The 25,350-nt window shown below is 35.8% G+C and carries 28 protein-coding genes; 18 read left to right on the top strand and 10 right to left on the bottom strand.

Features of this window, described 5'->3' with window-relative positions:
* Window positions 1-86 precede the first annotated feature (86 nt).
* The 6 genes from coxB to ACQKMD_RS02540 all read left to right on the top strand — a co-directional run bounded on the left by coxB (window position 87) and on the right by ACQKMD_RS02540 (window position 5,994).
* Window positions 87-1,172, top strand: a complete 1,086-nt coding sequence (gene coxB / locus ACQKMD_RS02565; RefSeq protein WP_427749163.1) for a cytochrome c oxidase subunit II — start codon at window positions 87-89, stop codon at window positions 1,170-1,172.
* A gap of 34 nt (window positions 1,173-1,206) precedes the next feature.
* The gene (locus tag ACQKMD_RS02560) at window positions 1,207-3,078 is read left to right on the top strand and encodes a cytochrome c oxidase subunit I (RefSeq protein WP_427749161.1); all 1,872 of its coding nucleotides are present in this window, start codon (window positions 1,207-1,209) and stop codon (window positions 3,076-3,078) included.
* Window positions 3,078-3,704, top strand: a complete 627-nt coding sequence (locus ACQKMD_RS02555) for a cytochrome (ubi)quinol oxidase subunit III (protein ID WP_427749159.1) — start codon at window positions 3,078-3,080, stop codon at window positions 3,702-3,704. The genes ACQKMD_RS02560 and ACQKMD_RS02555 overlap by 1 nt, the downstream gene beginning before the upstream one ends.
* On the top strand, window positions 3,704-4,036 hold the full coding sequence (locus tag ACQKMD_RS02550; RefSeq protein ID WP_427749158.1) for a cytochrome C oxidase subunit IV family protein: 333 nt from the start codon (window positions 3,704-3,706) through the stop codon (window positions 4,034-4,036). Before ACQKMD_RS02555 ends, ACQKMD_RS02550 begins: the two co-directional genes overlap by 1 nt.
* 545 nt (window positions 4,037-4,581) lie before the next feature.
* Complete coding sequence (ctaG, locus tag ACQKMD_RS02545; RefSeq protein ID WP_427749157.1) at window positions 4,582-5,502, top strand: cytochrome c oxidase assembly factor CtaG; 921 nt, start codon at window positions 4,582-4,584, stop codon at window positions 5,500-5,502.
* Between the two features lie 30 nt (window positions 5,503-5,532).
* Window positions 5,533-5,994 carry a DUF420 domain-containing protein gene (locus ACQKMD_RS02540; protein WP_427749155.1) on the top strand — a complete coding sequence of 154 codons (462 nt, stop codon included), beginning with the start codon at window positions 5,533-5,535 and terminating at the stop codon, window positions 5,992-5,994.
* Window positions 5,995-6,035: 41 nt separating this feature from the next.
* Here ACQKMD_RS02540 and ytvI read toward each other — a convergent pair whose 3' ends face one another.
* The gene (ytvI, locus tag ACQKMD_RS02535; protein ID WP_427749154.1) at window positions 6,036-7,091 is read right to left on the bottom strand and encodes a sporulation integral membrane protein YtvI; all 1,056 of its coding nucleotides are present in this window, start codon (window positions 7,089-7,091) and stop codon (window positions 6,036-6,038) included.
* A 111-nt stretch (window positions 7,092-7,202) separates the two neighbouring features.
* Complete coding sequence (locus ACQKMD_RS02530) at window positions 7,203-7,568, bottom strand: YugN family protein (RefSeq protein WP_427749152.1); 366 nt, start codon at window positions 7,566-7,568, stop codon at window positions 7,203-7,205.
* 146 nt (window positions 7,569-7,714) lie between these two features.
* Between ACQKMD_RS02530 and ACQKMD_RS02525 the strand changes: the two genes are divergently transcribed.
* Window positions 7,715-8,785, top strand: a complete 1,071-nt coding sequence (locus tag ACQKMD_RS02525) for a CAP domain-containing protein (RefSeq protein WP_427749151.1) — start codon at window positions 7,715-7,717, stop codon at window positions 8,783-8,785.
* Here the strand turns inward: ACQKMD_RS02525 and ACQKMD_RS02520 are convergent.
* Complete coding sequence (locus ACQKMD_RS02520; RefSeq protein WP_427749149.1) at window positions 8,752-9,522, bottom strand: aspartate kinase; 771 nt, start codon at window positions 9,520-9,522, stop codon at window positions 8,752-8,754. The genes ACQKMD_RS02525 and ACQKMD_RS02520 overlap by 34 nt on opposite strands.
* A 117-nt stretch (window positions 9,523-9,639) precedes the next feature.
* Between ACQKMD_RS02520 and ACQKMD_RS02515 the strand changes: the two genes are divergently transcribed.
* Window positions 9,640-11,112 carry a UDP-N-acetylmuramoyl-L-alanyl-D-glutamate--2,6-diaminopimelate ligase gene (locus ACQKMD_RS02515; RefSeq protein ID WP_427749147.1) on the top strand — a complete coding sequence of 491 codons (1,473 nt, stop codon included), beginning with the start codon at window positions 9,640-9,642 and terminating at the stop codon, window positions 11,110-11,112.
* Here the strand turns inward: ACQKMD_RS02515 and ACQKMD_RS02510 are convergent.
* Entirely contained in the window at window positions 11,083-11,373 is a 291-nt protein-coding gene (locus ACQKMD_RS02510; RefSeq protein ID WP_427749316.1) for a PaaI family thioesterase, read from the bottom strand. The genes ACQKMD_RS02515 and ACQKMD_RS02510 overlap by 30 nt on opposite strands.
* 274 nt (window positions 11,374-11,647) lie before the next feature.
* Between ACQKMD_RS02510 and ACQKMD_RS02505 the strand changes: the two genes are divergently transcribed.
* Both ACQKMD_RS02505 and ACQKMD_RS02500 read left to right on the top strand, forming a co-directional pair.
* Window positions 11,648-12,274: a LysE family transporter gene (locus ACQKMD_RS02505; RefSeq protein WP_427749145.1), complete on the top strand. Its 627-nt coding sequence runs from the start codon at window positions 11,648-11,650 to the stop codon at window positions 12,272-12,274.
* Window positions 12,275-12,401: 127 nt separating this feature from the next.
* Window positions 12,402-13,646: an MFS transporter gene (locus ACQKMD_RS02500; RefSeq protein WP_427749144.1), complete on the top strand. Its 1,245-nt coding sequence runs from the start codon at window positions 12,402-12,404 to the stop codon at window positions 13,644-13,646.
* A gap of 70 nt (window positions 13,647-13,716) precedes the next feature.
* Here the strand turns inward: ACQKMD_RS02500 and ACQKMD_RS02495 are convergent, their stop codons facing one another.
* The gene (locus tag ACQKMD_RS02495; RefSeq protein ID WP_427749142.1) at window positions 13,717-13,992 is read right to left on the bottom strand and encodes a YqhV family protein; all 276 of its coding nucleotides are present in this window, start codon (window positions 13,990-13,992) and stop codon (window positions 13,717-13,719) included.
* A gap of 304 nt (window positions 13,993-14,296) precedes the next feature.
* Here ACQKMD_RS02495 and ACQKMD_RS02490 point away from each other — a divergent pair, with 304 nt between their 5' ends.
* A complete protein-coding gene (locus ACQKMD_RS02490; RefSeq protein ID WP_427749140.1) occupies window positions 14,297-14,743 on the top strand; it encodes a YlbF family regulator in 447 nt (148 codons plus the stop codon).
* Window positions 14,744-14,756: 13 nt separating this feature from the next.
* On the opposite strand, the gene ACQKMD_RS02485 is transcribed toward ACQKMD_RS02490, so the two are convergent.
* Both ACQKMD_RS02485 and ACQKMD_RS02480 read right to left on the bottom strand, forming a co-directional pair.
* Window positions 14,757-16,526 carry an IS1182 family transposase gene (locus tag ACQKMD_RS02485; RefSeq protein ID WP_427749138.1) on the bottom strand — a complete coding sequence of 590 codons (1,770 nt, stop codon included), beginning with the start codon at window positions 16,524-16,526 and terminating at the stop codon, window positions 14,757-14,759.
* A gap of 154 nt (window positions 16,527-16,680) precedes the next feature.
* Window positions 16,681-17,580, bottom strand: a complete 900-nt coding sequence (locus ACQKMD_RS02480) for a glycerophosphodiester phosphodiesterase (RefSeq protein ID WP_427749136.1) — start codon at window positions 17,578-17,580, stop codon at window positions 16,681-16,683.
* A gap of 130 nt (window positions 17,581-17,710) precedes the next feature.
* Here ACQKMD_RS02480 and ACQKMD_RS02475 point away from each other — a divergent pair, with 130 nt between their 5' ends.
* Window positions 17,711-17,983, top strand: coding sequence for a YlbG family protein (locus ACQKMD_RS02475; RefSeq protein ID WP_427749135.1), 273 nt, complete (start codon window positions 17,711-17,713; stop codon window positions 17,981-17,983).
* An 80-nt stretch (window positions 17,984-18,063) separates the two neighbouring features.
* Here the strand turns inward: ACQKMD_RS02475 and ACQKMD_RS02470 are convergent, their stop codons facing one another.
* Window positions 18,064-18,453 (bottom strand): DUF7147 family protein, encoded by a 390-nt coding sequence (locus ACQKMD_RS02470; protein WP_427749133.1) that lies wholly within the window; start codon window positions 18,451-18,453, stop codon window positions 18,064-18,066.
* A gap of 55 nt (window positions 18,454-18,508) precedes the next feature.
* Here ACQKMD_RS02470 and ACQKMD_RS02465 point away from each other — a divergent pair, with 55 nt between their 5' ends.
* The 3 genes from ACQKMD_RS02465 to coaD are packed head-to-tail and all read left to right on the top strand — an operon-like array spanning window position 18,509 to window position 21,025.
* Window positions 18,509-19,930, top strand: coding sequence for a hypothetical protein (locus tag ACQKMD_RS02465; protein ID WP_427749132.1), 1,422 nt, complete (start codon window positions 18,509-18,511; stop codon window positions 19,928-19,930).
* Window positions 19,931-19,971: 41 nt separating this feature from the next.
* Window positions 19,972-20,547, top strand: a complete 576-nt coding sequence (gene rsmD / locus ACQKMD_RS02460; RefSeq protein ID WP_427749130.1) for a 16S rRNA (guanine(966)-N(2))-methyltransferase RsmD — start codon at window positions 19,972-19,974, stop codon at window positions 20,545-20,547.
* A complete protein-coding gene (gene coaD, locus ACQKMD_RS02455) occupies window positions 20,540-21,025 on the top strand; it encodes a pantetheine-phosphate adenylyltransferase (protein WP_427749128.1) in 486 nt (161 codons plus the stop codon). Before rsmD ends, coaD begins: the two co-directional genes overlap by 8 nt.
* Window positions 21,026-21,078: 53 nt before the next feature.
* On the opposite strand, the gene ACQKMD_RS02450 is transcribed toward coaD, so the two are convergent.
* Window positions 21,079-21,987 carry a hypothetical protein gene (locus ACQKMD_RS02450; protein WP_427749126.1) on the bottom strand — a complete coding sequence of 303 codons (909 nt, stop codon included), beginning with the start codon at window positions 21,985-21,987 and terminating at the stop codon, window positions 21,079-21,081.
* 113 nt (window positions 21,988-22,100) lie between these two features.
* Here ACQKMD_RS02450 and ACQKMD_RS02445 point away from each other — a divergent pair, with 113 nt between their 5' ends.
* On the top strand, window positions 22,101-23,156 hold the full coding sequence (locus ACQKMD_RS02445; protein ID WP_427749314.1) for a SepM family pheromone-processing serine protease: 1,056 nt from the start codon (window positions 22,101-22,103) through the stop codon (window positions 23,154-23,156).
* 3 nt (window positions 23,157-23,159) lie between these two features.
* On the opposite strand, the gene ACQKMD_RS02440 is transcribed toward ACQKMD_RS02445, so the two are convergent.
* Entirely contained in the window at window positions 23,160-24,371 is a 1,212-nt protein-coding gene (locus tag ACQKMD_RS02440) for a nucleotidyltransferase (protein ID WP_427749124.1), read from the bottom strand.
* 126 nt (window positions 24,372-24,497) lie between these two features.
* Here ACQKMD_RS02440 and ACQKMD_RS02435 point away from each other — a divergent pair, with 126 nt between their 5' ends.
* Entirely contained in the window at window positions 24,498-25,031 is a 534-nt protein-coding gene (locus ACQKMD_RS02435) for a YceD family protein (RefSeq protein WP_427749122.1), read from the top strand.
* 24 nt (window positions 25,032-25,055) lie between these two features.
* Window positions 25,056-25,229 carry a 50S ribosomal protein L32 gene (gene rpmF / locus ACQKMD_RS02430; protein WP_038183775.1) on the top strand — a complete coding sequence of 58 codons (174 nt, stop codon included), beginning with the start codon at window positions 25,056-25,058 and terminating at the stop codon, window positions 25,227-25,229.
* Window positions 25,230-25,350 lie beyond the last annotated feature (121 nt).

Genomic DNA, 25,350 nt, shown 5'->3' with positions numbered 1-25,350 from the left:
CTTTCTTTAAAAGAATTCATATAGAATGAACCACAGTCCTAGTTACACATGTAAATACAACAAAGAAAGAGGGGTTTAATTAAGCTATGATGAAAGGGCTTAAAAAATGGCGTCTATTCGGATTGTTAGCAGCACTAACGATTTTCCTTTCAGGTTGTGGCGAAGAGTATTTATCAACTTTAACTCCAGCGGGTCAAGTTGGTAAAGATCAATACAATCTACTGCTATTATCAACTGCAATTATGACGTTAGTTATTATCGTAGTGGTTATCATCTACGTACTTGCTATTGTTAAGTTCCGACGTAAAAAAGTTGGAGAGAATACAATTCCTAAACAAGTTGAAGGTAGCCATACACTAGAGATTATTTGGACAGCGATACCTATCGTATTATTATTAATCTTGGCTGTTCCAACTGTAAGTTTAACTTACAAATTTGCTGACACTAAAGCTATGGAAGCGAAAGACGCTGAAGGTAATGCAAAAGCAGTTACTGTAAACGTAACAGCTAAATTATATTGGTGGGAGTTCGAATACCCAAATCAAGGTATTGTAACTTCTCAAGAATTAGTAGTACCAAAAGGTCAGAAAGTTTACTTCAACTTAAAAGCTGCTGACGTAAAACACTCATTCTGGATTCCTGCAATTGGTGGTAAAATGGATACGAATGTTGATAACATCAACAAATTCTATTTAACATTCGATAAAGAATCGGACGGATTGAAAGACGGAGTATTCTATGGTAAATGTGCTGAACTTTGTGGTCCATCGCATGCTTTAATGGATTTCAAAGTTAAAACACTTAGCCAAGATAACTTCAACAAATGGGTTGACAACATGCAAGCTACTAAAGGTAAAAAAGCTGATGCTAAATCTGCTGATTTAGGTGAACAAGTATTCGCTAATAGTTGTATTTCTTGTCACGCAGTTTCTGGTGAAGGTACAGGAGGCCAAACAGCTCCTAGCTTAGCTGCATTCGGAGATCGTAACCGTGTTGCAGGTTTCCTTGAACACTCAGAAAAGGGTATTAAAGACTGGATTAAAAACTCACAAGAGCTTAAACCAGGAAACCAAATGCCAGAAGAAAAAGCTTTAAATAATGGTAAAGAATTCACAGATGAAGAGCTTGATGCTTTAGCTGCATACTTAATGGGTCTATCTGTAGAAAAATAATTTGATTTAATTCATATTGAAGGAGGTTAAAGTTGTGAGCTCAACTGCAAAGAAAAAGGGCTTTGGCGCAACTATATGGGACTACTTAACAACAGTAGACCATAAAAAAATCGCCATTCTTTACCTTATTGCCGGTACGTTCTTCTTCGTAGTCGGTGGTATTGAAGCAATGCTTATTCGTATCCAACTTGCAAAACCAGATAATGATTTTGTGAGTGCGGGACTTTTTAATGAAATTATTACGATGCATGGTACAACAATGATATTCTTAGCTGCGATGCCATTGTTATTTGCATTCATGAACGCCGCTGTACCATTACAAATTGGTGCACGTGACGTTGCGTTTCCATTCCTAAACTCTTTAGGTTTTTGGTTATTCTTATTTGGTGGTGTTTTCCTAAACCTTTCATGGTTCTTAGGTGGAGCTCCTGATGCAGGTTGGACTTCATATGCATCATTATCTCTAGCGTCACCAGGTCATGGTATTGACTTTTATGCTTTAGGTTTACAAATTTCCGGTGCGGGTACACTAATCGCGGGGATTAACTTCCTTGTAACGATTATTAACATGCGTGCACCTGGTATGACATATATGCGTATGCCATTATTCACATGGACTACATTTGTAGCGTCTGCTTTAATTTTATTCGCATTCCCTCCACTTACTGTGGGATTATTCTTTATGATTTTTGATCGTATGTTCGATGCAAACTTCTTCAATCATATTAATGGTGGTAATACAGTTATCTGGGAGCATTTATTCTGGATCTTTGGACACCCTGAAGTATATATCTTAGTACTTCCTGCATTCGGTTTATTCTCCGAGATTTTCGCGACATTTGCACGTAAACGTCTATTCGGTTACTCTTCAATGGTATTCGCGACTATCTTAATCGGTTTCTTAGGCTTCATGGTATGGGCTCACCATATGTTTACTGTAGGTCTTGGGCCAACTGCAAACGCAATCTTCGCAGTAGCGACAATGGCGATTGCTGTACCAACAGGTATGAAAGTATTTAACTGGTTATTAACAATTTGGGGCGGTAACATTAAAGTTACAACACCAATGCTTTATGCATTAGGTTTCATCCCATCTTTCGTAGCTGGTGGGGTAACAGGGGTTATGCAAGCATCTGCACCTCTTGACTACCAACTACATGATTCTTACTTTATCGTAGCTCATTTCCACTACGTTATCGTTGGTGGTATCGTATTAGCACTATTTGCTTCAGCACATTATTACTGGCCTTTAATGTTCAACCAAATGTTAAATGAAACTCTTGGTAAGATTACATTTGTATTCTTCTTCATTGGTTTCCACTGTACATTCTTTATACAACATTTCTTAGGTTTAATGGGTATGCCACGTCGCGTATTCACGTTTATGAGCGGACAGGGTTGGGATTCATTCAACCTGATTAGTACAGTTGGTGCTTTCTTAATGGCAATCGGTGTTATTTTACTAGTATTAAACGTAATTATCACTGCTATTAAAAATGAACCAGCAGGACGCGATCCATGGAAAGATGGACGTACTCTTGAGTGGGCTATTCCACAACCAGTACCATACTATAACTTTAAACAAACTCCACTTGTTCGTGGATTAGATACTTTTTGGATCGAAAAAATGGAAGGTAACAAAGAAGGTATGACATATGCTGAACCAATTTCAGATATCCATATGCCAAACAACTCATTCATTCCATTCATGATTTCATTTGGTTTATTCGTTGCAGCATTTGGTGCACTTTATCACCAAGATGCAGATAAAACATGGTCACTTCCAGTATTAATTGCTGGTTTAGCGATTACATTTGCTTCAATGATTGTTCGTTCTCTTAAAGATGATTTAGGTTATCATATTCATAAAGAAGAACTATTGAATGAAAAAGGGGGTAAACACTAATGGATTTAAAGAAAAAATTTACCCCACAATCTTGGCCTGCACATCCAGAGAACTCTACACTTGAAGGGAAAAACAAAACATTAGGTTTTTGGATTTTCCTTGGCGGTGAAACAGTTTTATTCGCCACTTTATTTGCTACTTTCTTAGCACTAAAGAATAAAGGGCCAGCTGGAATGGAATTCTCAACTCAAAGTCTTTTTGAGTTACCACTTGCTTTCATTATGACGATGTTACTTTTAACTTCATCATTAACAAGTGTTTATGCTATGTACCATATGAAAAACTTTAATTTCAAAGCAATGCAAGCTTGGTTAATCGTTACTGTTCTATTAGGATTTGGATTCCTTGGTCTTGAAATTTATGAGTTCTATCACTATGTGCACTTAGGCTTTACATTTACTCAAAGTGCATTCGGTTCATCTTTCTATACTCTAGTAGGAACTCACGGACTGCACGTAATCATCGGTTTAGGTTGGTTCATTCTTTTAATGCTACGTAACTCTAAACGTGGCTTAAACCTTTATAATGCACCTAAGTACTACTTAGCGTCATTATACTGGCACTTTATCGACGTAGTTTGGGTATTCATCTTCACTGTAGTTTACTTGATGGGAGTGTTGGGCTAATGTCACATGACGTTGAAGCACGTACAAGAAGTCAACACGAGTATGAATATGCTCGTAAACGCGCAAACCAAGGTATGCGTAATCAAGTAACAGTATTTGCGATTATGATTTTCTTAACATTCATCGCATTTGCTGCAGTTCAAGCAGGAATGTCTGCTTACTTAGTTGCACCGCTTATTTTATTATTTGCGGCTGTTCAAGTAGCGCTACAATTGTATTACTTTATGCACTGGAGCGAAAAAGGTCATGGAATGGCACAATTCTTCATGTACTCTGCTGCATTCATCGCTTTTACAATGATTCTTGCTTTTGTAACAATCATTTGGTGGTAAGAACCAAAGAAAAAAAACCGAGTCTATTATAGGCTCGGTTTTTTGTTTTTATATCGTTATTTAGTAGTTGATAGAAAGCTTAGAAGCACTTTCGATCCTAATAATTGCGGAAATAAGGACATTAATAGTCTGTTAAATAACAATCGTGGGAGTTAGTGCAACAATCGGCAAGGTTAGTGCAACAATGATGGGAGTTAGTGCAACAATCGGCAAGGTTAGTGCAACAAACGTGGGAGTTAGTGCAACAAATATATTTCTACTAAAGATTATTTGAATCTCCGACCCGAAAGTTCCCGTGCTTGTCGAATCTGAACGAGCGCCTTCAGCATTTAAGTGTATCCAGCTTTGCGCGTTAGCGGCTCGAGGTCACTTCCATTTTCTCGGTCAAAGTCTGAAAAGATGACTTTGATTCGAAAATTCCAGTGCTTGTCGCCGCTGAACGAACGTGCAAAGCATTTAATAATAAAAATGTCATGATTCGTTCATTGAAGTTCGTGGGGTTGGGACTTATAATGAAGGTATTGAAACTAAAGGAGCGAATTACTATGCCTCTAAGTATATTTGGATTTCAAGCAATGTGGAGCCCTTATTTAATAGGTGTCATTTTGTTTTTAATTGTACTATATTTTCTTATTACTGTTAAATGGAGAACGGACTTCAAAGATAGTGAACCTTTGAAGAAACGTGAGGCGATCAATTTCGTAATCAGTATGATTTTGCTATATATTGTTATGGGTTCGCCAGTCGATTTAATGGCTCATATTATGTTTACAATGCATATGGTGCAAATGGCTTTGCTACTACTATTAATACCAATTTTCTTAATTCAAGGTATTCCGAATTGGTTATGGAAGTTTGTCATTGAATTACCGTACATCAAGCCTGTATTTCATTTTATGACTAGACCGATGTTTGCTTTAGCATTTTTCGTTGCATTATTCTCTTTTTATCATATTCCAATGATTTTGGATTATATAAAACTAAATGAAACGTTACATGGAATGTATACATTACTTCTATTTTTATCAGCATTATTTATGTACTGGCCACTCATTAATTCTGTAGAAGGACAACCTCGAATGAAGGATTTACACAAAGTGGGCTATATTATCGGGAATGCAGTTCTTATCACGCCCGCTTGTGCGTTAATTATTTTTGCTTCATCACCATTCTATGCTACGTATACAGATGGTGAATTGTGGATGAAAGCAATGGAATTATGTGTGCCTTCATCAACATTAGCAGGACTATCACTATCGGGACCTGAATTATTTACCAATATGGATCCTATGTATGATCAACAGCTAGGCGGAATCATTATGAAGATAATTCAAGAAATTATCTTTGCTTCTGTATTAGGCAAAGTGTTTGTTAGATGGTATCGTAATGAACAAGATAATGCCGAAGAAATTACGCAAAAAGCCTTATTAGAAAGACAGCAACTAAATGCTAATCAGTATCAATAATCATAAAAAAGATTGTTAGGAGAAAAAAGCATGAATGTACCTATATTACCTACAATTAGTACAACTTTTATTGCATTAAGTGCTATCTTAGTAGCAATTGGTTGGGCACTAATTAAGCAAAGAAAAATTGAAGCGCATAAGAAAACAATGATTGCTGCTGCAATTTCAGCTTTAATTTTCTTTATCATTTACGCATCACGTACAGTATTTATTGGTAATACAGCATTTGGTGGACCAGATAATTTGAAAATCTATTACACAGTATTCCTAGTATTCCATATCTGCTTGGCAACTACAGGAGCCGTTTTCGGTATCGTAACATTATTAGCAGGTTTCAAAAATAACCTTGTACGTCATCGTAAAATTGGACCCATTACAAGCGTGATTTGGTTCTTTACGGCCATTACAGGTGTAGCAGTATATATATTACTTTATGTTTTATACGAAGGTGGAGAAACAACTTCTGTTATTAAAGCTATTTTAAATAATTAAACCTAAAAAGCCGTTCCCTTATTATTTTGGGAACAGCTTTTTTATTTGATAAATTTACTTAGTAAACCTGCTTCCTTAGCTGTAATAAATATCATGACAATTAATGGGCCTATAAAGAAACCTAAAAATCCAAATAATTGTAACCCGATGTACATACTGATTAATGTAGCAAGTGGAGGTAATCCAATTTGAGCACTCATTACTTTTGTTTCCAAGATTTGGCGTGTAATTATTATTACAATTGCTAATAGTGCCAGCTTAATACCCATTGCCATTTGACCCGTAAGCATAGCGTAAATGGCCCAAGGAGCTAATATAACAATTGCACCTAGAATAGGTAATAAATCAACAAACCAAATGATTAAAGCCATGATAATGGCGTATTTAGGAATGATGAATAGTAAAGCGCAAAAAGTAATAACTAAAACAGATAAACTAACGATTAATTCGGCTTTGATATAACCGAATAATACAATATGGAGTTTTTGAAAAAGTACTTTCCACTTATCTGCTTTATTTTGAGAGATATATGCGTTGAACTTTTTTTTGAGTTTTGGCATTTCTGACATAAATAAAAAGAGAGCGAACATATAAACAAGTAAATTGAGTAAAAAAAACGGTAACTTTGAAACGATCATTTTTAAGCGATCGTAGTTGAAGAATTCGATAAATGAGGATTGAAGCCTTTCGATGACTCTATCAATACCAAGCTGAATTTCGGTAATTACTTCTATAGGTAGATCGTGAGTAACCTTTGCTAAACGATTTTGAAGATTCAACCAAGAGGCAGTTAATTGGTCGAAAAGTTCAGGAGCTATTTTTGATAAATGAGAGACTTGAGTGATAGTATTAGTAATGGCGAAGTACAGGATACTTGATAATACGATTAAAAAGAAAGAGAATACAATGATAACTGTAAATCTTCTAGATTTAATCCATTTTCGTTGTAGAAGTTGTATAAGTGGCTCAAGCAAAAGAGCAGTCATAAAAGATAGTAAAATTGGTATAGATGCTGGAATTAAAATGTATAATAGTAATAGAACTATAATGGTCAATAATACTTTTTTCAATATACTAAAAAAATTGGATTTGGCCAATCAAATCACCTATCTTTTATATTTTCGCTCATAGTATGGATGATTTTCTATTTTTTATCCAGTAAAAAAAGTGCTGTAAGTTACCAGCACTTCAATTAAACAATTAAACAATTAAGCATGAATTTCGAATAATTTAATTTGTTTTTCAAGAGATTTTAAAATTTCTTGGCATGATTTTACTAGATGAGCAGGGAATGCTTCACCTTCACCATATTCAACACCATGCGGGAAGTAGTGTTTACCAAGAGCTGGTTTTAATAAAGTAATGATTGCATCATTAGCCCCGATATCACCGTCTTTTGTAAAACCGAATACACGTAGGTAGAATGTACCTTCACGTACATCAATGCGTCTATCCCAAGTTACTCGTTCGTAATCCCAGCCTGTTGCACGGATTAAACCATGTTCGCGCATAAGATCATCAAGAAGTGTAATGTCAGCTAAAGTGTTTTCAAGTCCTGTATTTTCGAAATACATAAATTTCGTCCTCCTTTGACTCATCGTACCATATATACGTTCCATTTTATAATAGAGCAAAAATGCACTAGTTGCAATGACAACATTGTGAATACATCATGGCAATTGGTATAATAAAATAACTAAACAAATTGGGGAGAGGCCATGTGAAAGCGTTATTTCGAATATTACTTATATTAGCAGCTATATTAGTTGTTTTCTTCTATACAAATCAGTCCGTAAAGGAAAATGAACTACTAACGGCTCCAAATTCACAAGGAAAAGTAATACCTAAACAAGTTGTTCCAGATGTGAATGGTAAGGCAATACCTAGACCGAAAGAGGGCTTATCAACTTTAGTTGGAAAATCTACTAATTCATTGGAAAAATTACTAGGCAAGCCAAGTCGAGTAGAACCTTCTGCTTATGGCTATGAATGGTGGGTGTACGAAGAGGGGTATAATGATTATTTAATGGTTGGCGTAGAGGGGCATAAAGCAACACAAGTGTATATTTCCGGTGTTAATGGTGAAGCGCTACCTTTCAAGATAGGTCAGTCATTAGATGATATTTATCGATCAACTATTATTGATACGGAAGTCAATGTGCAAATTGACAAAAATATTTACACCTTTATTTTAAATGAAGAAGATATGAAAACACGTATTTTAACGATGTATGATGGTTTATATGCACAAATGTATTTCGATGCGACAGATCGAACATTACAGGCAGTTCGCTTTATAGATGGAGAAACACTTGTGAAGCAGCAGCCTTATGATATGACTTATGTCGGCGATATGATCACACCAAATGTACCGTCATCTTATTTACAAGCTGAAGTAGATTTAGCGAATAAGCGACAACTTTTCGATTTGACGAACGTTTATCGTACACAAAAAGGTTTGAAAGCTTTAAATGCAGCAATTGATTTAAATGGCATTGCCCAAAGTCATGCTGCGAGTTTAGCGCTTGGCAAAATGTCAAAAGAGGGTATTCAGCAGGATACATTAAAAGAGCGATTAAAAAATGCAGAAGTTAATTTTGATATTGCTGCAGAAAATGTAGCTGAGGACTACTTAGACGCTCCTGAAGCGATTAATGGATTGCTCAATTCAGAGAAACATCGAGACACATTATTAAATGAAGATTATAATCAGCTCGGCTCAGGTGCTTTTGGTAAACACTTTTCACAAGTATTTATTCAGAGTATAGATAGTATGTCAGATGAACCATGATGAATAGCAGGAACGATTAGTGTTCCTTGGTCCATAGAAAAAGTATTTCGAATATGCAGTGTGAGATGGTGCTTTTCTGCCGTCTCCGCTGCTTTTTTTTGCACAATAGGGTGGCTATTATTTAGTAATTTATGGAATTCTGGATAAGTCAATTTCGATATTAATTCTGCGTTAGCGTTAATTTTGGGATTGTAAGTCATAACGCCAGGAACATCTTTATAGTATTCTATAAATTGTGCCTTCAATGCAGCTCCAAGTAGCGCCGCGGTTAAATCACTACCGCCACGTCCTAACGTAGTAATATCTCCTTCTGCTGTTGAGCCCTGAAAACCAGGGACAATGACGCAAGAAGTCTCATTTAATGCTTTCTCTATTGCTACTGTGTGAACAGCATGGATTTCAGCGTCACCGAAGTTATCGGATGTTTCAATGCCAATATTTTGCCCATACAACAAAGTATTGTCTATACCGCTTTGTTCTAATTCAGCTGAAATGATAGCTGCAGCAATCATTTCTCCACAAGCGGCAACGAGGTCTTTTGCCTTAGATTCGTTTTTAAACGCGTTTGTTAATGTTAGTAAAGTATCAGTGGCATAATAATCACCACCACGGCCCATAGCTGAAACAACAATGACTGCCTTTTCAAATTTATGAATTGCCTTATGAATATGAAGGATGCAATGTTTACGCGAAGCTTCGGATTGCATTGCGATTCCACCAAACTTTTGAATAATCATAGTGAATACTCCCATCTTTCTTCGTGTCATTTTGTGCACTCTCTTCATACGATACAAGTGAATAGCGGATTGTAATAATGTATTCGATGATGTTAAAAAGGTGCAGGAGGAAAACAGTTGATCTTAGCAGAGCTAATTAAGGATTGGCCTTGTGAAGTGCAGGGCGGCTCAATACGTACAGAAATAAGTGGAATAACTGATGTTGCAGATCAAATAAAGCCAGGTAATGTTTTCGTTGCAAGGAAAGGGAAACAACATAATGGGTGGCTTTTTGTCTCTGCAGCGGTGGCAAATGGAGCAGTAGCTATTGTGTATGACCAAGACCAGCCAATACAACACTCAGAAGTACCCCATGTTTGGGTACCTGATTGTTCAACGTTTTTATCTTATGCATGTAAGGCTATTGTAGGTGATAAAATTGAATTATTGACGGTGGTTGGGGTAACTGGTACAAATGGCAAGACGACTGTAACACATTTTATTGGGCAGATACTACACAGACTTGGAGCTAAAGTAGCTGTACTTGGTACTTTGGGTTTATGGATTAATGGTGAGCGGCAGGAGCAGAATACTTCTTCTATGACTACACCACCTCCAACATATTTGTACCCGATTTTTGCGCAATGCGTTGAATTGGGCGTGAAGTATATTATTATAGAAGCATCTTCTTTAGGATTGTCGCAGCATCGATTAGATCACTGTCCAATTGACTATGGCGTATATTTAAATATGAGTAGAGACCATTATGATGAACATGGCAGTAAAGAAAAGTATGAATTAGCCAAGAAAAAATTAGCCGCTTTAGCAAATAAAGTGATCGTTAATGCTGACGATCCATTTTGTTTAAATATGAAACAGCATCATGTAAGAACTTTTACTTTTGGTCGACATCGAACAGCCGACATTAGCGTCATTCATAAAGAGATAGAAGGCACATCAACTGTTTTACTTGTGCAGTATTTGGAACATCCAGTTGAATTAATAATGCCATTTGTAGGGGAACACCATCAACAAAATGTGTTAGCAGCAGTAGCAACTGTGCAACAACTTGGATATTCGCTCCAAACCATTGCCCCAAGTATTCCTTACCTCACATTGCCTTCAGGAAGACAACAAGAAGTAGAGAACGACCTTGGTGTTCGAATTGTCATTGACTATGCACATACACCTAGTGCTCTTGTAGCTGTTTTACAATCTCTTAAATTAATATCGAAAAAGAGATTAATAGTTGTTTTTGGCTGTGGAGGAGACCGTGATCATGGAAAACGTCGAGAAATGGGGAAAGTAGCTGATAGTTATGCTCACAAAATATGGTTAACAAGCGATAATCCTCGTAGAGAACAAGCTGATATGATAATTGCACAAATTGCACAGGGCATTGATCTGACACCTTATGCAATTAAAATTAATCGCAAACAAGCGATTGAAAGTGCGATAGCTGAGGCCCATTCGGGTGATACTGTTTTAATCGCGGGAAAAGGGCATGAAACGACTCAAATAATTGGTAATGAAGTCGTTCCATTCTCAGATTATGAAATTGCTAAAGAATATATAAAACAATTAAAAGCGAGGCTCAATGACGAAAAATGAGCCAGTTGCGAATGCAATTTGTTTGCCATCTTCTTGTTCAATTGAAGCTTCGAGTACCATAGTGCGACTAACTTGATGAATAAATTTAGATTTTGCAATTAATGTATTTTGATTAGCAGTTGTCACATAATGTATTGTTAAATTACTTGTAACTACACGATAGCCTTCAGCTACGACGTAACTCGCATGTGTTCCCATACAAGTATCAGCCATTGTTGCAATGACACCACCATGTGATAAAAAATTTAATGTATTATGAATAACAGGTGAACGGGTACCGAAGTTTTATCAGCGAAATTACTATGAATGTAAAATAACTAGCATCAAAGCGAAGGATGAAAATTTACATCCTTCGTTTTTTTCTTTGTTTTTAAGTATTGATGTTAATCAATTCATTACTAGCAAGAAGGGGAATTTTTTAATAATAGATTATAAGAGCGCTTTAATTATTCTTTAGAATTTTTTTTTTAGTAGTCGTACAAGTAATGCACGCTGAATATGATGCAAAGACACTATAATATCGGAGGGGTATTTCATGAATTCCATAGTTCCCTACTTCTTTTTAGGGGTATCTTTAGCTACACCAATTGGTCCTGTTAAAGCGACTTTATTAAATACAGGTATTAAAAATGGATTTTTTCATGCTTGGTTTTTCGGGCTTGGTGCGGTAGTCACCGACATTTTATATATGGTTATGGTGTACTTTGGAGTCGGACACTTTATAGAAATACCTTTCATTAAAACTTTACTTTGGTCATTCGGTTTTTTCGTTCTTATGTATACAGGGATTGAGAATCTGCTTACAATACATACTATTGAGATGGATTCAAAATTTGGAAAAGTGGTTCGATTAAGACATTCACTATTATCCGGTTTTTTAATGGCATTGCTTAATCCATTAACTATCCTTTTTTGGTTAGGTATCTATGGATCGGTGCTTGTAGGAGGAGCGGGAAAATTAACAGGGGTGGAAATAATTCTATATAGTTTATTCATATTACTGGGTATTTCTCTAGTTGATTTAATAATGGCCACTATATCAGGCGGTTCACGAAAAATATTATCGCCCTCTTTTTTGAAAATTATTTCAGTTATTTCATCTTTATCGATGATTGGGTTTGGCATTTACTTTGGTATTCAAGCTTATCATTCCATTTTCTAATTTGTCCAGATGTTCACTACTCTAATCTTTAGTGTACAAAATGTTTATCTTTACGCATAAAAAAAATAAGCAAGGAAACCATACCTTTAATAATTGAAAAAACCTAATAGTTAATAGAGGTGTATGGATGGGAAATGTGAATAATCGTGAAGACAAAGTTAGCCTCTGGTGTATAATCAGTTTGGCATCAATCCCATTAGTTATGACGCTTGGAAATTCTATGCTTATCCCAGTGTTACCGATCTTAGAAAAAAATGTAGGTATTTCCTCATTTCAATCAAGTATGATCATCACGAGTTATTCAGTAGCGGCAATTATTCTCATCCCAGTTGCAGGCTATTTATCGGATCGTTTTGGGAGGAAAAAGGTCATTTTACCGAGCTTAATATTAGCGTTAATCGGTGGATTAATCGCTGGTATTGCATCTTGGAAAATGGAAAATCCGTATATGGGTATTATCATTGGGAGGGTTTTACAAGGCGCAGGGGCATCGGGTGCTATGCCGATAGTATTACCGTTAGTAGGTGACTTATATAAAGATGATGATGAAAAAACAAGCTCTTGTTTAGGAATCATTGAAACGTCAAATACATTTGGAAAAGTGTTAAGTCCGATTCTAGGTTCATTGTTCGCAGCTTTCTTATGGTTTTTACCATTCTTCTCTATATCTGCTTTTAGCTTAATCTCTATCGTCCTAATTTTCTTCTTTGTGAAAGTACCGAAAGATAAAGATGAACCAGTGAAACTAAAAGAATTTTTGACAAATGTTAGAACCACATTTAGGCTAGAAGGAAAGTGGTTATTAACCGTATTTCTAAACGGGGCATTTGTAATGCTTGTGTTGTTTGGTGCGTTATTTTTTTTATCTGAAAATCTTGAAAAAACGCATGATATAAAAAGCGTGAAAAAAGGATTTGTGTTAGCCATACCTTTACTGATGCTCTGTATCGCTTCTTTTATTACCGGAAGGAAGATAAAAGGGGATATGAATCTCATTAAGAAGATGATGATTATCTGTTTAATTGTTCTTTCTATTAGCGTTGTTTTTGTTGGTTATACAGCAGAAAAGTTGGTTCTATTGTTAGTAGTGACTAGTGTGGCGGGTATAGCAATCGGCGCATTATTACCAGTGTTAGATGCTATTATTACCGAAAATATTCGAAAAGAGGAGAGAGGTACTGTCACTTCTTTTTACAGCTCAGCTAGATTTATCGGTGTTGCAGCAGGACCACCTGTGATGTCTCTCGTTATGGAGAAGTATCTAAATGTAAGTTATATTTCAGCAGGGGTTATAGGGTTTATTATCTTGTTTTTAGTATTTAAATTCATTCAAATTGATAAAATTGGTCAAAAAAATAGCGCCATAAAATAAAAAGGAGCGATCAGTTCAACTTAGCTGAATCGTCCTTTTTATTTGTGATATAAAAAAATTAAGTTTGAACTTACTTGGAATTCAAACTGAAAAGGATAAGAAAAATTCCTGAGAATAGACAAACCATTTTAAGCATTGATACCTTTTCAGCTAAGCCTGCTAACCCGATTCCAGTCGTAACAATTAAAACAGTAGGACCGACTAATGCCAGGAGGGTATTGATATAGAAAGCTTTTTCTAAATCATTGTACTTCAACATGAAAAGAGCTGCTGTCACCTCAATACTTCCTGAAAGTAGTCTTAATAAAATAATAAAAAGAAGAGCTCTTTCGATAAAAATGACCACCTCATTTTTTCATATTCATCGTAAGTGGATGTTTTAGCTTGTACAGCAATAGCAAAAAATAGTTTAAGAAAGAATATGTAGATTTAGCTTTTTAATAACTATCATCTTAGCTTTTTTATAGTGTATGTATGCTTTTCCGCATTTATCAATAAGTCATGCTTGTTGATAAAATAGTTGCGATTTCTAATTAGTGAGATGTGTGAAAAACTAAGAGGTTTAATTAACTAAGTTATTTTTTCCAAATGCTAACTTAACAATAAAACAGTAAATCTGTTATGATAAGAATGGAATGGGGGAATAAAATATGATGATGACTTCTGAGTGGGCACAAATCCTTGATGAAGTAGATGATCTGAGTAATATGATACGATCCTCCAAAGAAATAGCAACGTTGCAGCATGCCTACAACAGTGTTTATTCCGATGTTGAACTTGTAGAAGAAATTGCTTCATTCCAACGAATGAAAGATCAATACGAGGATGTTCAACGTTTTGGGAAGTATCATCCAGATTACCAAACAATTATGAAATCGATTCGTTTACAAAAAAGGAAACTCGATTTAAACGATAAAATAGCAGCCTTAAAAGTTGCCGAAAATGATTATCAAGATTTACTTGATGAAATCAGCTTATTAATTGGCAAAACGGTATCGGAGGCTGTAAAAGTGCCTGTTAGTAACCCATTCTTAAACTCTAGCTCTTCATGTGGTTCGGGTTGTGGATCTGGCGGTAGCTGTTCTTGTTCAGCATAATAAAAGGGGCTGTCTAATAAGTCCCTAAAATAAAAGTTCCAAAGAAAAACGTACTGTTTTTCTTTGGAACTTTTTTCGTTTTTCTCTGTTTTGGTGAAAATAGCTGGAGGATTCCAGCTATTTTCAGTAAATTGTGGGCCATTGCCACAATGCCGTACTCCGTTCTCACTTTTTCTAAACCTCGAAGTGAGAATCGACGAAACGACCGATTGCCCTTGATATGACCAAATACACTCTCTACCTCGATTTTCCGTCGAGCGTAAATTTGTGCGTTTGGTTCAGACCAAAGGCTAGTTTGTGCTTTTGCTTTGAGTTCTTCATAAACGGTATTGTAGTGAATCTGTCGATTCCCTTTAGCTTTTGAACATTGTGCTTTCAATGGGCAATCTGCACAATCTTCACATTCATATATTTTGAAGTCTCGTGAAAAACCATATTTATCTGTACGTGTAGAATAACGTTTAAAAGGTACTTTTCGATTGTTAGGGCATATGTATGTATCATCTTGTTCGTTGTAAACCCAGTTACTTGCATGACGAATGTCTTTTTTATAACTTCGTTTTTGTTCACTTAAAAATGTGCCATAAGGAATCAATGCCTGAAATTCTTGGTCCATTGAATAGAGATAATTGCTTTCACTTCCATAACCGGCATCTGCTATGACGTTTTTTGGGAACGGAACGGATGATTTTTTCAATTCTTCCAAATGTGGAATAAAGCATCGTGTATCAGTTGGACGTTGATGCAGAGTATAAAAAAGAATGAATTGATTTTCTGTTGCCATTTGTATATTGTAACCCGGTTTTAATTGTCCATTTTGCATGTGATCTTCTTTCATCCGCATGAATGTGGCGTCGGTATCCGTTTTAGAATAGCTATTGCGCTCACCGAATAACTGTTGTTGGTATTCATACTTTTCAAGGCGTGGACGAAAATCTTCACGAATTTGCTTTTTGAGTTTCTTGGATTCGCTTAACTTTCTACGTTTTTCCTTTCGGGCTTCTGGTTCTGTTTCATCTTGGAATTCTTTGGTTTGCTTGCTGATTTGGCGTGTAAGAATCTCTTCTGCTTGTTCTAGCTTCTCTTTTGGCGTAATAGAGGACTGGTTGTCCTCACTCACGATAGAGCATTCATCCCCTTTTACGACAGATTGAATAAATTGATAAGTCTCATCAATTTTCTCTTTCAGTTTTTCTTCAAAACGAGTTGTTGCTTTTTTCCATACAAAAGAATACTTATTAGCGTTAGCTTCAATCTTTGTGCCATCTAAAAAGTAGTTTTCCATTGTTATATACTTTTGTTCGATAAGTTGATGAATCATTTTTTCAAATAATAGTTGAATTCGTTCAACCATAAACGATGTTTTGAAACGGTTAATTGTACGATAATCTGGTTTTTGCATCGCAGCTAGCCACATTGCTGGGAGATTTTCATTCAGTAATTTGGCGATTTCTCGGCAAGAATATACTTTTTGCGAATACGCATAGAGAAGGACTTTTACCATCATTTTAGGATGATATGCACTGCGACCACCACCTTTGTATGGTTCGAAGAAGTATTCATCGTCTATTCCTTCGATCATTTCATCCACTACTCGCGCAATATGATTAATTGGAATAAGGTCTTGAAGATCGAAGAGGCATATACTTTGTTGGTTATTATATGGAATGAATGTAGGGTTTTCATTTTGATTTCTAGAAACGAGAGTTTCTTCCCCAATTTCTAGTGGAAGCGTTGTTTGAGTCATGTTATAATTTTCGTTAGTAGTCTTTGGATTGCTCATAAAAAATCGCCCTTTCAGTAATTGTTTGTTTTGTCACTTACATTTTACAAGAAAAGGCGATTTTTTTGTATTTAATTTTAAAGAAATAGGGCTGCACTCAAAAGTCGGTTTTCACCGACTTTTGGGACAGCCCCTTTTGTTTTTTGTAACTCTGTTATCCATTTAATAGTTCAATTGCTAAATCAGGGCGATCAGTGACAATACCTTTAGCACCGACTACGAGTAATTGCTCCATAGTTGATACGTCATTAATTGTCCAATAATGTACAGGAATATTTAAATTCTCTAAGAAACGTATAAAGTTAGCATTATCTAAAGCGAAAACACCAAATTTTGATGGAATCTGGAATACGTCAACTTTTGGATGGTATAGATGACCGAATTGACTAGTAAATGAAGTATAAGCCTTTTTCACTTCACCTTGACCAGCACCTAAAGCGACCTTATTTTGAGCATAAAGATTGAATCGATCGATTTGTTCGTCGAAGAAGCTTGTCACAACAACACGATTTTCGACTCCTAACTCTTCGATTAAACGCCAAAGTTTAGAAGGCATTAGTCCTCCCTCATATGTATCTGGCGCATCTTTCATATCAATATTTACGAGCATTTGAGGGAAATCTTCTAATAATGAACGTAAAGTAACTATTGATTGTTTTTCCTCTCTATATGGTAAGTAACCATCCAAATCAACAAAATTATAGCCAAAGTTTGATAAATGCAATTCTTCTAAAGTTAAATCTGCTACGCGACCTGTTCCGTCACAAGTACGATCAACATACTCATCATGGAAAACAACGATTTCTTCATCTTTTGTTAAACGAATATCGATTTCGAAGCCGTGAACACCAAGTTCTGCTGCTTTGTGGAATGCAGCCATTGTGTGTTCTGGTGCTAAATGTGAGCCGCCACGATGCGCCAGTACAATAGGGTGGTCATATTGTAATGCATCTTTATCGCTTCGTTTTTGAGGTTTTGAAAGAGCTTTTGTACCTGCCCATGCTGCTGCGCTTGCCGCTGCAATTGCGATTGCAACTTTCGTTTTCTTTCCCATAATAGTCCTCCTCTAAATGCAGACTTCTAATTTTATTATAACGGATAAACCATATCTCTGTCAGCTAAACTTGGTTGCGGTTGAATTCCAAGCTATGGTATTCTTGTTTGTAAGAAAAGAGGGAATCCATATGAAAGACCGACAAGGCCTGATTGTGTATGTCCATCATTTAAAACAAGCAAAATCGTTGCGAAGATATGGACATGTACATTATATTTCAAGAAAATTAAAATATGTTGTACTTTATTGTGATCAAGATGAAATTGAAGTGACGATGGTCAAAATGATACGACTTCCGTATGTTAAAAATGTAGTGCCCTCATATCGTCCTTTTGTATCAACTGAGTTCGAAAATGCGAAACCTGATAAGGCAAAAGAATACGATTATAAAACTGATTTATAAAACATTGGTTATATTTGTCGATAAAAAGAACATCCAGTATATTGTTGTCAAACTGAATGGAAATTGATGAAACGTATCAGTTAGTACATGGATGGGATATAATGATTGAGACGCATAATACCAATAAGATATTGGTAATAGAGAGTACTTTCTGCAAATTCGGATGAGTGTTTTACGTTTAACGTAATTGCTTGTCTACCGATTTCAGTTATTTTATTTTCGAATAGTTGAACTCGTTTAGAAGGCTTGGTTTGTGAATGCGAAATACCTTCTCTACAAATATAAAGTGGTGTAAATTTACTTTCACCAACTGGATTAAAAGCTACTGCAAGAGAAGCTACGCTTTTGCCGTTATGTTCAGATACAAGTATGAAGGCATTACGATAGCGATGCTGATTTGTTTCGACAAGTTCGCATAGTTCAAAAACGTCACCAAAACCTTTGCCGAGTTCAATAAATTGTTGAATCATTGTTCGTACACATCCTTTCCTAACACATAGTATCATGATGCAGGAGGATTAGCACATGAAATTTGCTGCCAGCTTATTTTCAATTTTATTATTTTTAAACGGCATAATGTTAACTTTTCAGTACCATGTCTTTTCGGACCAAATGGCAGAAGAGGATAAGGTATTTAACTATGACCAAGAAATAGAAGTGAATTATCGTAAAGGAAAGTTGATAGTGAATCATCACTTTACTGACCTACCTCAAGATAATGTGAAGCTTATTTGGCCAACCAAGAGTAAGAAAAAGGCATGTCTCTTAGATGATGTCAAAAGTTGCGAACGCTTAAATGACCAACTTACTCAGCTAAAAGCGGGAGATGAAGAGAAACAATCTGTCTCTTATGAGATTCCAGTATCTAAAAAAGGGCTTACTTCAGGTGGAATTTTACGTAATATTTTTATAACATTACAAAATGGGAACCCAGTTCATACACAGGTTCACATTTCTGATGAAACGAAATCGGGTGGTCAATGGTTCACTGGTCTACAATTAGTAGGTCAAAAAACACTTGATCTATTAGATTATTCAATGTTTAGTGGTTATGGAGCAGTGACTGATCTATATTGGCAAAAACAAAAGTTAAAAACTGTCTTTGAAAATGAGCAAGTCACGTTATATAGTGACAAGGCGATATCGAAGGATTTAAAAACAGATTTAGAAGACTTTTCTTTGGATGGCTTTAATCATGTTACGATAATGCAAAGTTCCAAGAAAAACTCAGCAGGTCGCATTTTATTTGCACCCGAATTTAATGTGGGTTCCATTGAAAAGAAAATAGTCATGTCTCAAATTGGACAACAATATGACTTCGTAAGTAATAACAATTGGTTGCCAATTGCCATTGCGGCCTTTGTATCAGGGAAAGAAATTGGTTCTGATAAAGCAAATGAAGTCACTCAGATTGTAAATAAGTACATGACGAACGAACAATCAAAAGCTTGGAAAAATAGTTTAATTGCTCAAAAAGGTGAAGAAATCTCGCCAAAACGACTCGACAAATTGTTGTCAAAAACACTTGATTTACAAACGTCGTTTTTTGAAATGAATGACAATGATGGCGCTGAAATTGCTCCTTTGTTGTTTGAAGATGCGCGTGATGTATATTTGAAAGATACTGAGGATAAAGATACGCAAGTTATTTTTAAAGACGGTAGTATCTTTTACAAAGCTGTTCCCGTATTAAATGGTCTTGGCTATGAAGTAAACGAGGGGAAAAATGGATTGTATATAGAAAGTGATACTCGAAAATTCAGATTCCCGATGACTGAGTCATTCTATGTTTATAACCAAAAACGCTACAATACCATTTCGCAACCTTTCGAAAAGTTTGGTGATGATTATTATGTGGAAGAAGCATGGCTTGTTAGATTATTCTTAGTCGATGTGGAAAAGTCGGATGACAAAATTAATATTGCGCCATCGGCTGTTTTGAATTAAAATCGATTAAAAATGTAAGTAAGAGAAGGTTTGGTGAAACAATGAGAGTGATTGCTGGTGACAGAAAAGGGATGCCTTTAAAAGCGGTATCTGGCACAACCACTAGACCAACAACAGATAAAGTTAAAGAATCATTATTCAATATACTAGGTCCTTTTTTTGACGGAGGTTCCGTTTTGGACTTATTTGCAGGTAGTGGTGGACTTGGTATTGAAGCCATTAGTAGAGGTATGGATAAGGGGATTTTCATTGAAAAAGATGGACGTGCCTTTCAAAATCTAAAAGAAAACATACAAAAATGTCGTTATGAAGAGCAAACTGAGCTTTTTCGAAACGATGCGGTTAGAGCTATGAAAGCCCTTATAAAAAAAGGGGTGCAAGTTGACTTGATCTTTTTAGATCCACCTTATAAAAAACGAGCATATTATGATTTAGTAGAAGAAATAGTATCGAATAATGTTATCTCAAGCTCAGGTACGATTGTTTGTGAGCATGATCGTGATACGGATTTACCAGACAACTTCCTACATTTCGAGAAAATACGTGAAGAGAGTTATGGTAGCATTATTATTTCATTATATCGTTCTGTGAAGGAAGAAGGAGAATCCATTGAATAAAATTGCTGTTGTACCAGGGACTTTTGATCCAATTACGAACGGACATTTAGACATTATAAAACGTGCCGCCGATATTTTTGATGAAGTTTATGTTGCTGTGATGAATAATTCCTCAAAAAAACCATTATTTAATGTGGATGAAAGAATGGATTTAATTACACAAGTAACGTGCGATATGCCCAATGTTAAAGTGGATTCATCTTCTGGGTTATTAATCGACTATGCAAAAAAACGCAATGCAGATGCTATAGTACGTGGTTTGCGTGCAGTTTCTGACTTTGAGTATGAAATGCAGATAACATCGATGAACCGCTTCCTTGACGAGCAAATTGAAACATTTTTCATTATGACGAAAAACCAGTACTCATTTTTAAGTTCTAGTATTGTTAAAGAAGTATCGCAATATGGTGGAGATATCCATGGCCTAGTACCAGATATTGTTGAATTTGCATTAAAAGAAAAATTCAACTCGAAATAAAAGTAAGGCTGTTTTATGGTATATATCATAAAACAGCCTTTTTTGCGCTGATTTTACAAGAAAATAATCCAGTACAGTAGAGGAAGTACAGGTACCATAATCAGTCGCATTAGAAAGTATGGAACAAGAGGGATATCAGCATCCTTTGCTAAAACCGCAACTTGTAAATGGATACTCAAACCTTGTATTGTTAAAATAGTGATGAGCCATAAAGGTAAATAAGGTGAACTAGTAAATGATTGTGTTGCAATATGTAAACTAGATGTCATTTCTAACACTGCATATAATGAAACTGCCAAAACTGTAGGCAAATCGAGAAAGAAATGAAGTAATGTTTTTGCAATCACATGGCTAATTGTTGTGAAAAATATGACAGTTGTACCAACTAAAAGAACAGTCGGTATACTACCTTTCATACTTTCGATTAAAGGAAATGAAGCATGTTTTACTTCCTTTTTCGCAGCTATTGTTTCAGTAGGTCGTTTGGAAAATAATATGAAAATGCCAAGGATTAATAAATTTACACTGTGAATTAGCAGTAGCATTTGCCAACCAATTGAGGAATTTTCAAGTAATTCATAACCAACAAACCCGATCATAAAGAGTGGGCTAGGAGCATGACAAATAGCAAGTAGAAACTTACTTTCTCGCAATGTTAATTGTTGTTCCTTTGTCATAAAGGCGATTGTCGCTGCACCAGTTGGAAATCCTCCTAATGCACTTATGCCATATGCTTTCAAATAAAGTGCGGTCTTAGAAGAATTACTACTACCTTGATTTGTCAGGCGTAGTAACCATTGGGTCAAAATTAAATAAGGTAATAAATAGGGGAAGAGTGCGTTCATAAATAATTTAATACCAACATCTGCCCCTTCATGAGCAATACCTGGTTGCAAAAGTAATAAAGCAATAAGTACCCAACAAATAATGATGTTCATACGAGAAACGAGAATTAGCTTCACCCATTCTTATCTTTTTGTAAGTCAATTTCACATATGCTAAATTTTTTTTAAAAAATCGAACAAACCTTCTAGTGTTTCGTCATATATATAGCTTAAGAGTTTGTTAAATGGAGGTGCAAGTCTTGAATATCAAGAAATTAATAGGTTTTATAGTCATTGCTGTAATTGCAGTATTAGGTTTTGTCTATCCATTACCTTATTATATTATGCAGCCAGGTGGAGCTTATGAGCTCTCTCAATTTGTAGAGGTAGAAAATGCTGATTTAGATAGCAAAGGAACAATGAGTCTAATGACGGTATCGATGTCCACAGCAACACCCTTTACTTACGCTGGTGCAAAACTAAGTAGTCGAAAAGAATTACTTCCAGAAACGCAAGTAAGAAGCCCACATGAAAGTGAGGATGAATATAATTTACGTCAGTTAAAACTTATGACGGATTCACAATTTAATGCCAAATATATTGCGTTCAAAAAGGCAAATAAAGATTACAAGATTCATTATAATGGCGTCTATGTTGTCTATGTTTTAGAATCTGGTGCTAGTGATGGTATTTTAAAACCTGGTGACCAAGTGATTAAAATAGACGGGAAAAAAATTATTCGTCAAACTGAATTGATTGATTATTTAGAGGGTAAAAAATCAGGTGATAAAGTAACGCTCTCTATCATTCGAGATGAAAAAGAGCAAACTAAATCTGTTACTCTTAAAAAAATACCTGGTACAAAGGAAAAAGTAGGTATTGGGATTACTTTCACAGAAAATAAATCCATTACAACTAACCCGAACGTAAAAATAGAAGCTGATGATATTGGCGGTCCTTCTGCAGGGTTGATGTTTACTTTAGAAATCATCGATCAATTAACAGCAGGCGATTTAACAAAAGGTTATAAAATAGCGGGTACAGGCGAAATGCTTGAATCAGGTGAAGTTGGTAGAATTGGTGGCATTGATAAAAAAATAATTGCTGCAGATGACGGGGGTATTGAAATCTTCTTTGCTGCCGACGACACGATATCGGATGAAGTAAAGAAATTAAATCCAAGAATTAAAACAAATTATGAAGTAGCTGTAGAAACAGCAAAAAAAATAGACACGAAAATGAAAATCGTGCCTGTTAAAACAGTAGATGATGCATTAAAATATTTAAATGGCTTACAACAAAAATAAGGTTTATACACGAATGGGCGGGGTTTTATAATCCAAGCCCATTCTTTTTGTATTTTCAGGTCCGTTAAGAGCAAGCATATACAAATCGGTGGCGTGAATATCTTGCATTAGCATGGCGTCGTCAAGGCTCGCTACACGGCTAATAATAGGTAGTTTAAATTCTTTTTTCTTTAAGGATAAATATTTTTGACCATTATTCGTCATACCTAACAATCGAATATATGAAGGTTGCTTAAAAGATTTTAAACGTTGCCAAGTAAAGCCGGTGAAAATATGTGTTAACATACGCTGTATACGTGTCCATGTGTAACGTTTTGATTTGACTTTTTTCATAAATGCCTCAAATGATTCACTTTCTTTTGCAGCACGTAGTAGCAGATGTTCAATACCTTCTGTCACCTCAGCAAAAGATGCTAGCTCTTGTGGTGTATGACGAATGATTGTAAATCGTAACAGTGGCCAGAAAGCCTCCCAGCTTCCAAAAGTAGTATTTGATTGCTGCCATTCATCTAATCCTTTTAAAGACGCCTGAGGCATATAAGAGACGATTCCATCAATAGAAGCCTCTTTAAAAACTGCTTGTCTAATTCCAGTAGCACTAGCAATTGTTGAATCTACTTCAATCGTATCATGAAAACCTGCCTTAATACGCTGTATCGTCACAGCTTTCATCTTCGAACGAATTTTATATGCTGCTTCAATATAATGAAAACCTAAAATATTATTTGGTTTTGATAAATCAACGAATGACTGTCCGTTCATTGGGACAAGCTGTTTGTATGCCGTATTTAACGCTTGAGGATAGCTTATACCTGTTTGAATAGAATCCTTTATTATTTGCTGTAAAGTGTCGTTATGCTCTTGTAACAGGCTGTAACTATTTAAAAACGGTATTATATTACCTTCTTCGCTACCAAATGAAAAATAGTTACAGCACAGAGCATCTAATATACTTATACCACCTTTAGCAAAATCAGATGCTTGAGCGGTGGCGTACACATAAGGTAATTCGACAACAAGATCTGCACCTGAAGCGAGGGCCATTCGAGTTCTCGACCATTTATCGACAAAAGCTGGTTCACCTCTTTGTAAAAAGTGACCGCTCATCACGGCAATGACAATATCTGCATTTGTTTCTTTACGTGATTGTCTGATATGATGGAGATGGCCGTTATGAAAAGGATTATATTCTACAATTACACCGGTTGCTATCAAATCTTCACCCCATTTACACTCTATGACGTAATTATACGGATAGTTTGTTATAGTGACAAGAAAATATCTTGACATCTATTATTTAGCATTATATAATCAACTTTGTTGTCTTGAGGTGATAAACGTATGAAATGGGCAATCCCACAATTATCTAAATATCGCCAAAACGGGATGCCGATTGACGAATTAGTTCAATTGGATGATGTGATGAAACGTAACCCGGACATCCGTCAGATTACACCTGTTCATGTAAAAGGGCACTGCACATTTGGTGCATCCCAAATCACTTGTCATTTTCAATTGACAGGCACGCTAATACTTCCTTGTGCACGAACATGGGAAGACGTTGAGTTTTCATTTGATATTGAGTCCGACGAAATATTCAGTTGGTCAGAAACTGTTGATGAGAATGACTATGATAACCTTCACGTTGTTGAAGGTGAAGTAGTAAATGTTGACCCTGTGTTAGAAGAACTAATTTTATTAGAAATTCCGATGCAAGTGTATAAAGAAGATGCGACAATTCCGGCACCTAAGAATAACTCTGATTGGAGTTTTTCAACGGAGGACGAGTTAGCCTATCGAAAACAGAATGACACAAAAAAAATAGATCCAAGACTTGCTAATTTAGCTAAGTATTTTGATCAAACAGACGAATAACCGATCTGTAAGGAGGTGCCATCGATGGCTGTACCATTTAGAAGAACTTCTAAAACTGCGAAACGTAAACGTCGCACACATTTCAAACTAGCTCTACCAGGTATGGTTGCTTGCCCAAACTGTGGTGAAAGTAAATTGGCTCACCACGTATGTAAAGCATGCGGTCAATACAAAGGTAAAGAAGTTGTGAGCAAATAATTCAGTATTTGTTCTGGAAAAGACTACTAAAGAGACCATGGCTCTCTAGTGGTCTTTTTTTTATTTTTATTTTTATTTTAAATGCTGAACGCGCCCGTTTAGCTCCGAAAGGCACTGGAGT

The organism is Viridibacillus sp. NPDC096237 (genome assembly GCF_050278625.1).
Classification (GTDB): domain Bacteria; phylum Bacillota; class Bacilli; order Bacillales_A; family Planococcaceae; genus Viridibacillus.
The sequence above is the reverse complement of the archived record's forward strand: the minus strand, read 5'-3'. Positions and strand labels throughout refer to the sequence as shown.

What these genes read in the sequence shown, in the direction of transcription:
- coxB (WP_427749163.1), top strand. Translation starts at nt 87, where the DNA reads ATGATGAAAGGGCTTAAAAAATGGCGTCTATTCGGATTGTTAGCAGCA.
- ACQKMD_RS02555 (WP_427749159.1), top strand. Translation starts at nt 3,078, where the DNA reads ATGGATTTAAAGAAAAAATTTACCCCACAATCTTGGCCTGCACATCCA.
- ACQKMD_RS02550 (WP_427749158.1), top strand. Translation starts at nt 3,704, where the DNA reads ATGTCACATGACGTTGAAGCACGTACAAGAAGTCAACACGAGTATGAA.
- ctaG (WP_427749157.1), top strand. Translation starts at nt 4,582, where the DNA reads ATGCCTCTAAGTATATTTGGATTTCAAGCAATGTGGAGCCCTTATTTA.
- ACQKMD_RS02540 (WP_427749155.1), top strand. Translation starts at nt 5,533, where the DNA reads ATGAATGTACCTATATTACCTACAATTAGTACAACTTTTATTGCATTA.
- ACQKMD_RS02530 (WP_427749152.1), bottom strand. Translation starts at nt 7,568, where the DNA reads ATGTATTTCGAAAATACAGGACTTGAAAACACTTTAGCTGACATTACA.
- ACQKMD_RS02520 (WP_427749149.1), bottom strand. Translation starts at nt 9,522, where the DNA reads ATGATTATTCAAAAGTTTGGTGGAATCGCAATGCAATCCGAAGCTTCG.
- ACQKMD_RS02505 (WP_427749145.1), top strand. Translation starts at nt 11,648, where the DNA reads ATGAATTCCATAGTTCCCTACTTCTTTTTAGGGGTATCTTTAGCTACA.
- ACQKMD_RS02500 (WP_427749144.1), top strand. Translation starts at nt 12,402, where the DNA reads ATGGGAAATGTGAATAATCGTGAAGACAAAGTTAGCCTCTGGTGTATA.
- ACQKMD_RS02490 (WP_427749140.1), top strand. Translation starts at nt 14,297, where the DNA reads ATGATGATGACTTCTGAGTGGGCACAAATCCTTGATGAAGTAGATGAT.
- ACQKMD_RS02485 (WP_427749138.1), bottom strand. Translation starts at nt 16,526, where the DNA reads ATGAGCAATCCAAAGACTACTAACGAAAATTATAACATGACTCAAACA.
- ACQKMD_RS02480 (WP_427749136.1), bottom strand. Translation starts at nt 17,580, where the DNA reads ATGGGAAAGAAAACGAAAGTTGCAATCGCAATTGCAGCGGCAAGCGCA.
- ACQKMD_RS02475 (WP_427749135.1), top strand. Translation starts at nt 17,711, where the DNA reads ATGAAAGACCGACAAGGCCTGATTGTGTATGTCCATCATTTAAAACAA.
- ACQKMD_RS02470 (WP_427749133.1), bottom strand. Translation starts at nt 18,453, where the DNA reads ATGATTCAACAATTTATTGAACTCGGCAAAGGTTTTGGTGACGTTTTT.
- ACQKMD_RS02465 (WP_427749132.1), top strand. Translation starts at nt 18,509, where the DNA reads ATGAAATTTGCTGCCAGCTTATTTTCAATTTTATTATTTTTAAACGGC.
- rsmD (WP_427749130.1), top strand. Translation starts at nt 19,972, where the DNA reads ATGAGAGTGATTGCTGGTGACAGAAAAGGGATGCCTTTAAAAGCGGTA.
- ACQKMD_RS02435 (WP_427749122.1), top strand. Translation starts at nt 24,498, where the DNA reads ATGAAATGGGCAATCCCACAATTATCTAAATATCGCCAAAACGGGATG.
- rpmF (WP_038183775.1), top strand. Translation starts at nt 25,056, where the DNA reads ATGGCTGTACCATTTAGAAGAACTTCTAAAACTGCGAAACGTAAACGT.